The sequence below is a fragment of the Niveispirillum sp. FG156 genome, assembly GCF_057809555.1.
This window is the reverse complement of the sequence record NZ_JBMDKE010000051.1, coordinates 1-12,034: the sequence shown is the minus strand read 5'-3', so window position 1 is coordinate 12,034 and position 12,034 is coordinate 1. Positions and strand designations below refer to the sequence as shown.

General features: G+C 63.0%; 10 protein-coding genes and 2 tRNA genes. 5 read left to right on the top strand and 7 right to left on the bottom strand.

Annotated elements, in window-relative coordinates; translation table 11 throughout:
- The first annotated feature begins 27 nt into the window (after positions 1-27).
- Positions 28-3,045 (top strand): TonB-dependent receptor plug domain-containing protein, encoded by a 3,018-nt coding sequence (locus ACODSP_RS24960; protein WP_488968237.1) that lies wholly within the window; start codon positions 28-30, stop codon positions 3,043-3,045.
- Positions 3,046-3,210: 165 nt separating this feature from the next.
- On the opposite strand, the gene yajC is transcribed toward ACODSP_RS24960, so the two are convergent.
- On the bottom strand, positions 3,211-3,552 hold the full coding sequence (gene yajC, locus ACODSP_RS24955; protein ID WP_488968236.1) for a preprotein translocase subunit YajC: 342 nt from the start codon (positions 3,550-3,552) through the stop codon (positions 3,211-3,213).
- Between the two features lie 210 nt (positions 3,553-3,762).
- Between yajC and ACODSP_RS24950 the strand changes: the two genes are divergently transcribed.
- Complete coding sequence (locus tag ACODSP_RS24950; protein WP_488968235.1) at positions 3,763-4,620, top strand: ATP-binding protein; 858 nt, start codon at positions 3,763-3,765, stop codon at positions 4,618-4,620.
- A gap of 88 nt (positions 4,621-4,708) precedes the next feature.
- Here the strand turns inward: ACODSP_RS24950 and ACODSP_RS24945 are convergent, their stop codons facing one another.
- Positions 4,709-7,393: a valine--tRNA ligase gene (locus tag ACODSP_RS24945; RefSeq protein WP_488968234.1), complete on the bottom strand. Its 2,685-nt coding sequence runs from the start codon at positions 7,391-7,393 to the stop codon at positions 4,709-4,711.
- Positions 7,394-7,497: 104 nt separating this feature from the next.
- Positions 7,498-7,896: a DUF2497 domain-containing protein gene (locus ACODSP_RS24940; RefSeq protein ID WP_488968233.1), complete on the bottom strand. Its 399-nt coding sequence runs from the start codon at positions 7,894-7,896 to the stop codon at positions 7,498-7,500.
- 2 nt (positions 7,897-7,898) lie between these two features.
- On the opposite strand from ACODSP_RS24940, the gene ACODSP_RS24935 reads away from it, so the two are divergent.
- Positions 7,899-8,033 carry a hypothetical protein gene (locus tag ACODSP_RS24935; RefSeq protein ID WP_488968232.1) on the top strand — a complete coding sequence of 45 codons (135 nt, stop codon included), beginning with the start codon at positions 7,899-7,901 and terminating at the stop codon, positions 8,031-8,033.
- A 238-nt stretch (positions 8,034-8,271) separates the two neighbouring features.
- Here the strand turns inward: ACODSP_RS24935 and ACODSP_RS24930 are convergent, their stop codons facing one another.
- The 3 genes from ACODSP_RS24930 to ACODSP_RS24920 are packed head-to-tail and all read right to left on the bottom strand — an operon-like array spanning position 8,272 to position 10,684.
- Entirely contained in the window at positions 8,272-9,663 is a 1,392-nt protein-coding gene (locus ACODSP_RS24930; protein WP_488968231.1) for a TolC family outer membrane protein, read from the bottom strand.
- A gap of 2 nt (positions 9,664-9,665) precedes the next feature.
- Positions 9,666-9,998 (bottom strand): rhodanese-like domain-containing protein, encoded by a 333-nt coding sequence (locus ACODSP_RS24925; RefSeq protein ID WP_245924149.1) that lies wholly within the window; start codon positions 9,996-9,998, stop codon positions 9,666-9,668.
- 20 nt (positions 9,999-10,018) lie between these two features.
- The gene (locus ACODSP_RS24920; protein WP_488968230.1) at positions 10,019-10,684 is read right to left on the bottom strand and encodes a protein-L-isoaspartate O-methyltransferase family protein; all 666 of its coding nucleotides are present in this window, start codon (positions 10,682-10,684) and stop codon (positions 10,019-10,021) included.
- A 224-nt stretch (positions 10,685-10,908) separates the two neighbouring features.
- Here ACODSP_RS24920 and ACODSP_RS24915 point away from each other — a divergent pair.
- Positions 10,909-10,982, top strand: a tRNA-Cys gene (locus ACODSP_RS24915).
- Positions 10,983-11,025: 43 nt separating this feature from the next.
- On the opposite strand, the gene ACODSP_RS24910 is transcribed toward ACODSP_RS24915, so the two are convergent.
- Positions 11,026-11,634, bottom strand: coding sequence for an NUDIX domain-containing protein (locus tag ACODSP_RS24910; RefSeq protein ID WP_488968229.1), 609 nt, complete (start codon positions 11,632-11,634; stop codon positions 11,026-11,028).
- 176 nt (positions 11,635-11,810) lie between these two features.
- Between ACODSP_RS24910 and ACODSP_RS24905 the strand changes: the two genes are divergently transcribed.
- A tRNA-Asn gene (locus ACODSP_RS24905) sits at positions 11,811-11,885 on the top strand.
- Positions 11,886-12,034: the final 149 nt, after the last annotated feature.

Here is a 12,034-nt window from a genome sequence, read left to right as displayed (position 1 = left end):
ACGAAAATTAAAAAGGAATGCTGAGAGATGACGAACTATCGGGTTTCCAAGTCTGGCACCCTGCGGACAGCTCTATTGACGGGCGCCGCAGCGATGGTCCTGACCTCGTTCCCGGCTATGGCGCAGAGCAGCCAGGCCAGCAGCGAGGGGGATGCGCTGAAGGAAATCGTGGTGGTGGGCTCGCGCCTGCGCCGCGACGTGTTCAACTCGCCCTCGCCGGTGCAGGTGATCAACCGTGAGGAAAGCGTGCTGGCAGGCATGGTTTCCACGGGTGACCTGCTGCAGCAGAGCGGCGTGACCAGCGGTTCCGGTCAGTTGAACAACGCCTTTGGCGGCTTTGTTACCAATGGCGGTCCCGGCGCGAACTCTGTTTCGCTGCGCGGCCTGGGTTCCGGTCGTACGCTGGTGCTGATCAACGGTCGCCGCGTTATGCCGTCGGGCACGCGTGGTTCGGTGGGCGCCACCGACCTGAACACGCTGCCGAACGCCATTGTCGAGCGCGTCGAAATCCTGCGCGAAGGTGCATCGTCCGTTTACGGTTCTGACGCCATCGCCGGCGTTATCAACATCGTCACCCAGAAGAACATTGAGGGCGTGACGGCGGAAGGCCAGTTCACCCGTCCGTTCGACAATGGTGGTGAGCAGGCACGCGCCTCCCTCGTCGGTGGCACCTCGGGTGACCGTTGGCAGATCGCTGGTTCGCTGGAATATTTCCAGCAGAAGAATCTGACGCTGGCCGACCGCGACTGGACCCGTTGCAACCTGGATTACCAGCGCAACCCGACCACCGGTGCTTCCGTTGACTTCGTCGATCCGATCACGGGCCAGCCGAAGTGCTACCCGATCACCGGTACCGGCTCCAACGGCGTGACCATCAACACGCTGGGTACCGCCAGCATCACGGGTGTTGGCGCCCTGGGTTCGGTGGGCACCTCCTTCAACCGCTGGCGTCCGAATTCTGCTGTCACCACGGGCCTGCCGGGCTTCGAAGGTGTGGGCGGTGGTTCGAACAACATCAACGTCCGCGACACGTTCGATCCGCGCACGCTGAACCGTTCGCTGCTGTCCCCCGTCAAGACCTACAACTTCTTCGGTCAGGCGTCTTACGAGCTGGATGAAGAGGGCGCAGCAGAGGTCTATGCCGAGTTCCTGTATAACCGTCGTGAATCCTGGCAGACCGGCTATCGCCAGCTGTCGCTGGACTATCCGAACACCAGCCCGCTGGTTCCCGCAAACCTGCAGGGCCGTGGTACTGCTTTCGGTTCGCTGCTGCACACCGGTCCTGGCCTGCGCGCCTTCATCGGCTTCGGCAACGACAAGTCCGAGCAGGAAGTCGATTTCTATAAGGGCACGACCGGTGTTCGCGGCGACCTGAAGTTCGTGCCGAACTGGCGCTATGACTTCAACGTCTCGCACGCCAACTCTGAGGGCAGCTACCTGCAGCAGTCCTTCCTGACTGACAAGACCTCCAATTCGGTCAATGTCGTCACGGCTCCGGCTGGCTTCAACTCGGCTCTGGTTCGTCCGGGCGCCAATGGCGTGGGCGTCACCTGCGCCGTCAACTTGACCAATCCGGCCGAGAACTGCATCCCGGCTCCGGTCCTGAACAGCCAGACCATCGGTGGCGTGCTGCCGCAGGACTGGGTGAACTACATGTTCCGCGACGTCGTGGGTAACACGAAGTTCCGTGAGAACACCGCCACCCTGAACATGGACGGCCCGATTTTCGAACTGCCGGCCGGCATGGTTCAGATGGCCATCGGTGCGGAATATCGTGAGTCCAAGATCAACGATTCGCCCGATCCGAACTCGGTGCGTGGCAATCTGTTGAACCTGACGACGTCGGCTCCGACGCGCGGCAAGGACAATGTGTACGAAGTCTTCAGCGAAGTGGAAGTTCCGCTGCTGAAGGACCTGCCGCTGGTCGAAGAGCTGACCTTCACCGGTTCGGGCCGTTACACCGAGTATGACAGCTATGGTTCGGACTGGACCTACAAGGTTGGCGGTAACTACCGTCCGGCCAAGTGGATGGCCATCCGCTCCACCTTCGGCACTTCGTTCCGCGCTCCGGCGCTGTACGAACAGTACCTGGGTACCACTTCGGGCTTCCTGTCGTCGCAGGCTGATCCCTGCAACAACTACGGTGCCGCTGGTGTGGGTGCGAACGTCAAGGCCAACTGCGCTGCCGAGGGCCTGTCCCCGAACTACCAGGCGACCCAGTCGGTTCAGGTCAATTCCGGTGGCGGTCGCGCCAACGGCGTCGAGGCCGAAACGTCTGAGAACTTCGCCATCGGTACGGTGATCCAGCCGGAACTGCCGGATGGCATGGGCGAATTCTCGCTGGCAGTGGACTATTTCGACATCAAGATTGACAACTCGGTCACCCGTATCGGCGGTACCGAAATCCTGGGCCGCTGCTATAGCTCGGTTGAATTCCGCAGTGGCGCTCCGCTGTGCCGTCTGGTATCGGCGCGTGAGGCCGGTACGAACCGCCTCATCATCTCTGACAGCTACACGAACATCGCTTCGTCCATCACCACCGGCCTGGATTACAACATCCGGTACGAAACGGAAGTGGGTCCGGGCGATGTCATCGTCAATGGTCAGCTGACCCAGTTCTTCAAGCAGAAGAGCAAGACCTTCCCGGATCAGCCCTATGATGAGTACAATGGCACGCTGAACACGCCGGAATACACGCTGAACGCCGACCTGACCTACCGGTATGAAAACTGGAAGTTCCGTTACGGCTTCGAGTGGATCGCCAGCATGGACAGCTACGAACTCCTGGGCCTGAACCCGGCCACGGACTCTCGTATCGCCAAGGTTCCGTCCTACGACCTGCACCACTTCTCGGTTCAGTATAAGACCGACGACTGGGGCATGACGGTTGGCGTGCGTAACGCCTTCGATAAGGAGCCGCCGAAGATTTCGTCGGGTCTGACGGGTTCCAAGGCTTCCTACAGCCGCGTTGGCAACTCGCCGATCTATTCCGGTTACGACTTCTACGGTCGTCGCGTTTACGTGAACGTGTCCAAGACGTTCTGATGAAGATCGCCCCCGGTCGAAAGGCTGGGGGCGGTTTTTACCGGATGAAGTACCGGTTGATGGCGCGGTGAATGCCGTTCCATCAGCCCAAAAGAAAACCCCGATCCAGGCGCCATGCCCGGATCGGGGTTTTTGCTTTTCCGTCGGTAACGACGTATTGGGCGCTTACTTCTCTTCCACCTTGGCCGGCTCGGTCTTGGCCAGGATGGTGGTGATGGTGGAGCGCAGGACGCGGACGCGGACATTTTCGGCGATTTCGACGGTCGCCTCGTCATCGGCGACCTTCACGATGGTGCCGACGATACCGCCGCCGGTCACGACCTTGTCACCCCGGCGCAGCGCCTCCAGCATCGACTTGTGCTCCTTCAGCTTCTTCTGCTGCGGACGGATCAGCAGGAAATAGAAGACGACGAAGATCAGCACCAGCGGGGCCAGCGACATCAGGGATTCCATGCCGCCACCCGGCGCACCGGCAGCGGCCTGGGCATAGGCCGTGGAAATGAACATCAACTGCTCCTCAAATTCTTCAAAGCCCGGCGACGCCGGATGCGGGGACTATACAAGCCAGCGGGGCCGTTGCAACCGAAACCGGCCTTCTGCCATGCGGCAAGCGGGCTTCGGCACGGCACAGACCCCGTGATAGCGTGCGGCATCACATCTGGCCCCGCGCGCCGCCGCGCACAAGGGGTACCACTGAACTTTCGAGTACCGACCGACATGGCTGACCAGGATATCCTGCCCCTTCTGTCCCGCATCGCCGACGCCCTGGACCGTCTGGCCCCGCCGGCCCGCGCCACGGGTGACCTGTCCGCTGCCGACGCGTTCGTCTGGCATGCCGATACCTTGTCCCTAACGCCCGTGGCCCGCGTCGCCTATGTCGATTACGACCTGTTGAAGGGCATCGACCGGCAGAAGGCGCAGTTGCTGGAGAACAGCACGCGTTTCGCGCGCGGCCTGCCGGCCAACAATGCCCTGCTCTGGGGCGCGCGCGGCATGGGCAAAAGCTCCATCGTCAAGGCGGTGCATGCAAGGGTGAACCGCGATGCGCCCGGCTCCCTGGCGCTGGTGGAAATCCACCGTGACGATATCCCGACGCTGGGCAAGCTGCTGGAGGTGCTGCGTGCGTCGGACCGTCGCTGCATCCTGTTCTGCGACGACCTGTCCTTCAGCCACGATGATGGCGACTACAAGTCACTGAAGGCCCTGCTGGAAGGTGGGATCGAGGGGCGGCCCGATAATGTCGTGCTCTACGCCACCTCTAACCGCCGCCACCTGATGCCGCGCGACATGATCGAGAATGAGCGGTCCACCGCCATCAACCCGTCAGAGGCGGTGGAGGAAAAGATCAGCCTGTCCGACCGTTTCGGCCTCTGGCTGGGCTTCCACGCCTGCGATCAGGACAGTTATTTCGCCATGGTGGAGGGCTATGCCGCCGCCTATGGCCTGGACCTGACGGTCGAACAACTGCATGCCGCCGCCGTGGAATGGTCGGTCACGCGCGGGAACCGGTCGGGCCGTGTGGCGTGGCAGTTGATCCAAGATCTGGCCGGCGCCACGGGCAAGCGGCTGGTTTGATACCCGACCGTATGGTCCATCAAACAAAAAGGCGGCGCCCGTTGGACGCCGCCTTTCTTATGCACCCTTCGGGCAATGCCCGAACATTTTACCCAAGCCGGGTCAGCGCATCGGCTAGCTTGGCCCGCACGGTGTCGGCTTCCGCCCGGCGGTCACGCTGTTCCTCGATCACCTCTTCCGGCGCCTTGTCCACGAAGTTCTTGTTGGACAGTTTGGCGTCGATCTTGGCGATGTCCTGTGCCAGCTTGCCAATCTCCTTGGCCAGACGCGCCTTTTCCTTGTCCACATCGATGAAGTCGGCCAGCGGCAGGATCAGGGTGGCTTCGTCCAGGATGGCCTGGGCGGAGCCCTTGGCGGCGTCCTCGCTGGTGGTCTCCACACCCGAAAGGCGGGCCAGGCGCAGGATCAGGTCGCGATGGGTGGCCAGACGCTGACGCGTGACCTCCGACGCCCCTTTCAGCAGCAGGGGCAACTGTGCCGAGGGCGGCACGTTCATTTCCGACCGCACGGTGCGGATGGTGGAGATCAGGCGCACCACCCATTCCATCTCGTCGCCCGCCGCCGCATCGATCAGGGCGGCCTGGGGCAGGGGCCAGGGGGCGGAGATCAGGGTCTGGCCCGCACCACCCAGCTTCTCGTTCAGCTCTTCGGTGATGAAGGGCATGACCGGGTGCAGCAGGTGCAGGATACGGTCCAGCACCCAGGCCGTGGTGGCGCGGGTTTCGGCCTTGGCGGCTTCATCCTCGCCATTCAGGATGGGCTTGGTGAATTCCAGGTACCAGTCGCAGAAGCTGTTCCAGGCAAACTGATAGATGCCGTTGGCCGCCTCGTTGAACTTGTAGGCATCCAGCGCATCGGTGACGCGGCCCGCCGCCTGCTGCACCGCGCCCACGATCCACTTGTTGACGGTCAGCTTCACGCCCGCCGGGTCGAAGCCGGGAACGGCTGCCACCTGGTTCATTTCGGCATAGCGGGCCGCGTTCCACAGCTTGGTCGCGAAGTTGCGGTAACCTTCGACGCGGTTCACCGCCAGCTTGATGTCGCGGCCCTGTGCGGCCATGGCCGTCAGGGTGAAGCGCAGGGCGTCGCAACCATACTGGTCGATCACTTCCAGCGGGTCGATGACATTGCCCTTCGACTTCGACATCTTCTGGCCCTTCTCATCGCGGACCAGGGCGTGGATATAGACCGTCTTGAACGGCACATCGCCCATGAAATGGATGCCCATCATCATCATACGGGCGACCCAGAAGAAGATGATGTCAAAGCCGGTGACCAGAACGTCACCCGGATAATAGCGGTCCAGCTCCGGCACCTTTTCCGGCCAGCCCAGCGTGCTGAACGGCCACAGGGCGGACGAGAACCAGGTGTCCAGAACGTCGCTGTCGCGGGTCAGCGCGACGCCTGCGCCGGCCAGGGCCTGCGCCTCTTCAGCGGTCTCTGCCACGAAGACATTGCCGTCGGCATCGTACCAGGCAGGGATCTGGTGACCCCACCACAGCTGACGCGAGATGCACCAGGGCTGGATGTTGCGCATCCATTCGAAATAGGTGTTTTCCCAGTTCCTGGGCACGAACACGGTCTTGCCCGTTTCGACCGCTTCGATGGCCGGCTTGGCCAGGGTTGCGGCGTCGCAATACCACTGATCGGTCAGCCAGGGCTCGATCACCACGCCGGAACGGTCGCCATGCGGCTGCGTCATCTTGTGCGGGACGATCTGCTCCAGAAGCTCCAGCGCTTCCAGATCGGCGACCACTTTCTTGCGCGCCTCATACCGGTCCAGGCCGCGATAGGAATCGGGCACCGGCTCGCTGAACGCTTCCAGACGGCCATTGGCATCCGGCTTATAGCCTTCGAAGGCCTGCACGATGCGGGCATCGCGATCCAGCAGGTTGATCAGCAGCAGCTTGTGGCGCTTGCCCACCTCGAAATCGTTGAAATCATGGGCCGGCGTGATCTTGACCGCACCCGATCCCGTCTCCGGATCGGCATATTCATCCGCCACGATGGGGATCAGGCGGCCGACCAGGGGCAGGCGCACGAACTTGCCGATCAGGTCCTTATAGCGCTCATCCTCCGGGTGAACGGCGACGGCGGTATCGGCCAGCATGGTTTCCGGACGCGTGGTGGCGACGACAATGTACCGGCCTTCCTGCCCATCGATGGGATAGCGGAAATGCCAGAGATTGCCGTTCACCTCCTTCTGCTCGACCTCCAGGTCGGAGATGGCGGTGTGCAGCTTGGGGTCCCAGTTGACCAAGCGCTTGTCGCGATAGATCAGGCCCTGGCGGAACAGTTCCACGAACACCTTGCGGACGGCCTTGTTCAAGCCTTCATCCATGGTGAAGCGTTCGCGCGCCCAGTCGGTCGACGCGCCCAGGCGGCGCAGCTGCGTGGTGATGGTGCCGCCGGACTCTGCCTTCCATTCCCAGACCTTTTCCAGGAACTTCTCACGGCCCAGATCCTGGCGGCTGATGCCTTCTTTGCCCAGGTTGCGTTCCACCACCATCTGGGTAGCGATGCCGGCATGGTCAGTGCCGGGCTGCCACAGGGCATCCTTGCCGCGCATGCGCTGATACCGGATCAGGATATCCTGCAAGGTGAAGGTGAGCGCGTGGCCCATATGCAGGCTGCCCGTTACGTTGGGCGGCGGCATCATGATGGTATAGGGCGTCTGGTTCGAATCGACGTGTGCGGCAAAGGCACCCGTCTCCTCCCAACGCTGATAATGGCTGGCTTCAACCTCGGCGGGGGAGAACGTCTTTTCCAACATGATGGCCGGACCTTCCGGGTAAAGGGGATTGGCTTAGATAAAGGAAAAGGGGCGGCACCAGCAAGGCGCCGCCCCTTTTATTCACGTCAAAGCAGGCAAGCGCGTCAGTCGAGGCCGCGCCGTACCACCCGCTCGATCTCACGCTTGACCATACGTTCAACCATGGTGGGCAGATTGTCATCCAGCCACTCACGGATCATGGGGCGCACGATCTCATAAACGATCTGCTCCAGCGTGACGTCGCCCCGACCGACGGGACCATCGCCCGTCAGGCTGGGCCCACCACGGCGGAAACCGGCCAGACCGGACGCAAAGGCACGACTGGCCGCGTCGGCGGCATAGTCGGAAATCAGTCCACCATCTTCAGGCGGGGGCGCGCGGCGCGGCGGGGGCGGCGGACTGTAATATTCCGGCTCCTCCTGAACCATCTGGGTCAGTTCCAGCGGCTCTTCCTCAACCAGCCCGAAATCGGGCTCCGGCTCCGGCTCCATCATCATCGCCATGGGTGGCGGTGGAGGCGGCGGCGGCGGGGGAGGTGGTGGCGGAGGAGGAGGGGGCGGGGGTGGCGGGGGAGGTGGCGGCGGCGGGGGAGGAGGCGGTGCAGCCTCTTCGCCCGGCGTCTCGCCATCTTCGGAAATGATCCTACGAATGGAAGCGAGGATCTCTTCCATCGATGGTTCTTGTGAGGACCCTTTGTCGGCCATTTCGCGCGTAACCTGACCTTCCACGAATTCGTTGGCAAGCCTAGGGCAGAACGCGAGAAATTTCCACGAACTTGTTAACAGTATTGAAGAATCGGCTCTGAAGGCGGCCAAAAAGCAATGGGGAGGCCGATTGGCCTCCCCCGCTGGCGCTCATTTGCGTCAAATGCTGCCGAATCAATCGGCCGACAGACCCCAGATCTTGCCGGAAGCGCTGTTGTAATGCGTTTCCACATCGTAGGTCTGGACCTGCAGGCCCAGGCTGCCGACCGACAGCTGACCGGTGGCGGCCATCACCTGGAAGCTGGCCACAACCTCATCACGCTGTGCGCGAACCAGTTCGACCTGGGCGTTCAGCAGTTCCTGCTCGGCGTCCAGCGTATCCAGGACGGTACGCGAACCGACGGTCGCTTCCTGGCGCACGCCTTCCAGAGCGATATTGGCGGCACGCACCTGCTCATTGCGCGACTTGATGGAGGCGCGGGAGGTGCTCAATGCCTCCCAGGCACGGATGCCGGTCTCGCGGGCGCCACGAACGGCCTCGTCGATCTGGATACGACGCTGCGAGGCGGTCTGCTTGGCTTCACGCACGCGGGCGGTGGTGCCGCCAGCCTCGTAAATCGGAACCGTCACGCGGGCGACGATGGCGCCATTATCCAGATCGCCCAGAGTGCCGGGGCGATCCCAGGTACGGCTGTAAGAACCGACCAGCGACACGGTCGGCAGCAGTTCACCCGCGACCTGATCGACGGCGGCGTCAGCGGCCCGTTCGGAGAACTTGGCAGCCAGAACCTGCGGATTGTTCTGTTCCGCCAGCGCGATGGTGGCGTCCAGCGAGGCCGGCAGGCCGGTCAGCGCGGTGGCCTGGGTCAGGCCCTGCGGCACCGCACCGATCAGGCGAGCGAAGGTCGCACGGCTGGCGTTCAGGGCACCTTCGGCGGCAATGCGGTTGGAGGTCGACAGGGCCAAACGCGACTCGGACTGGCTGACATCGGTGCGGGTGATTTCACCCACGCGGAACCGGTCATTGGCCGCTTCCAGCTGACGCTTTAGCACCTGCTCGTTATTCACGGTCAGCTGCAGAACCGCCTCGTCGCGGACCACGTCGGAATAGGCCTGGGCAACGGCCAGCAGCACCGACTGCTCGGTGGATTGCAGGGTGGCGCGCTGCGCCTGCACCAGCGCTTCAGCGCGGCTCAGGCTGGCAACGGTGCGGCCACCGCGGAACAGCGGCTGCACGATTTCGGCGCCGACCGACTTCTCGGTCCAGTAGGTGTCAACCGGGCCGTTCTTCTGCACATTGCGGCTGGCGCTACCATTGGCGTTGATGGTCGGCAGGAAGCCGGACTTGGCCTGCGGGATCAACTCGTCCGTGGCGCGGAGCTGGGCGCGGGCGGCGTCCAGGGTCGGATTGGACTGATAGGCCTGGGCCAGCGCGTCCTGCAGGGACTGTGCGCTGGCGGGAGAAAGGCCAAGTCCGAAGGCCAGGGCCACGGCCGGCAGAGCGGCGCGCGCCACGCGGCGCAGGATCAGGCTGGTCGGGGACTGCTTCAGACGGCTGGAGTCCATGGTCAATACACCTTCATGGTCGGATCGATACGCCGGGCCCAAGCGTCGATTCCGCCCGCAAGATTGATGGCCCGGTCGAAACCCTGGGTGCGCAGCCATTGCGTGGCGTACGCGCTTCGCATGCCGTGGTGGCAAAGCACCGCGATATCGCGGTCCTCTGGCAATGCCGCCACGGCTGACGGCAATTGCCCGAGCGGAATGTGGATGCTTTGCGCGATATGGCAAAGTTCCACTTCCCAGGATTCACGTACATCCAGCACGACAATCCCGTCATCCGTCCGGAGCCTGTCCGCCAAATCCTCCACCGTCAGCTCATTGTCTGTGATGGGGCGCACAGAACCCTCCGGATACTGAATCAGAACTGAAAATCGGCCTTGGCTTCGAAGCCCGGCAGCAGGGCCGCCGATGCATCGAAAAGGATACGGCTGGACACTTGTCCACCAGTCTTCAGATAGAGGCGGGCGGTGCCCTGACCGCTTTCAGGCAGGACAACGGCCAGCAGACGCCCGCCCTCAGCCAGCTGGTCCAGCAGGGCGGGTGGCACGGCGGCAACCGCACCCTGCACGATGATCACGTTGTACGGCGCCTGCTTGGCCCAGCCGGCATTCAGTGGGCCATGCATGACGGCGGCATTGTCCACGCCCTGGGTCTGCATCGCCTGGTTGGCAAATGCGGCCAGTTCGCTGTCCGATTCCAGCGCCACGACGGTGGCGGCCAGGCGGCCAATGACAGCGGCGGAATAACCGGTGCCGGTCCCCACATCCAGGACGATATCCGTGGACTCGATCTTCGCGTCGTTCAATAGGCGTGCCAGGACCATCGGTTCCAGCAGATAGCGGCTCCTGGTGACCGGGATGCTCTTGTCGACATAGGCGACGCCGCGCAGGCCTTCAGGCACGAACTGGTCGCGCGGAACCGCCAGAAAGGCATCGACCACACGCTGATCGGTCACCTTGTTGGGCCGGATCTGGCCTTCGACCATGTTCAGACGGGCGGCGCTATATTCGGTGGTGGCCATCATGGACGTGTCTGTCGCGCTGGGGAAAGGAAAGGGCGGGTGGGCCCAGCCGCCGGAAAGCGGGAACCCACGCTGCTATATATCCGTCCCGCCCGCGGAACACAATGTTGCGGCTGCACCACAGACCCGTGCGAAGGAATTCTTCTTTCAGGCCCTTGACCTTGGTGGCGGCACCCGTCTATATACCGGCCCCACCCCGGACGGCGATGCCGAACGGCGGCACCGATGGCGCGGTGGCAGAATGGTGATGCAACGGACTGCAAATCCGTGAATCCGGGTTCGATTCCCGGCCGTGCCTCCAGAATTAAAAGGCCCGTCCTCGCGACGGGCCTTTTTCTTTGCCCTCACCCCAAGCCCTTCACCAGTGCTGCGCGCAGATCCGCCGGCGTATCCGCAGCTTTCAGCAGCAGGGGCAGGCGCAGCAGGGCGAGAAGAGACAGGCTGTCGGTGATCTCCCCTGAAAGCGCCATATCAAGTGCCGCACGCAGAGGCAGACGGTGCCGCCGCAGCTGTTCGGTATCATCCGGCTCCGACTCTCCCTCTGTCAGGTCCCAGGCGACATAAAGCGTGCCTTCCTCATCCGAGACGCTGTTGGACAGGGCCACGCGGGGGATGATGGGGATCATGCAGGCAGCGGTCAGGCCCGTTTCCTCCCGCAGCTCCCGCAGGGCGCCTGCGGCGGGATCCTCTCCCGCGGGCACGCCGCCTTCAGGGATTTCCCAGCTGTAACGGTTCAGCGGGTAACGATACTGCCCCACCAGCCAGGTTGTGCCGTCCGCCGCCACGGGGACCACGCCGACGGCATGGTTTTGGAAATGGACCAGGCCATAGATGCCGGGATCGCCGCTGGGTTTCAGCACGTCATGGTGATCCACCCGGATCCAGGGATTCTCATAAACCGGACGGCGGGTCAGCGTGCGCCAGGGATTGGCGTCCGGGTCATCGTTGCGCATGCGTGTCCCCCTTGTCAGACATGGGTTCAGGCTACTGGAATCACAGGGATTTTCTACCCCGATCAAGAAAATGCGCAAAATCGCGAAACAGGGGTTTACAAACCCGGATCGGGTTGGCTATAAGCCCGCCCACCGCACGATGCGGCGCCGATGACGCGTCGTGACGTGAGTACTGATCCCAGGTAGCTCAGTGGTAGAGCAGGCGGCTGTTAACCGCCCGGTCGGGGGTTCGAATCCCTCCCTGGGAGCCAATCGGCAGGGCCGGATGCCCAAAAGCGTCCGGCCCTGTTCATTCAGGGGTGCGATTGGCACGCGTACGATAGTAGTTCCAGTGTTGGAAATGGCCTGATCCCAGGTAGCTCAGTGGTAGAGCAGGCGGCTGTTAACCGCCCGGTCGGGG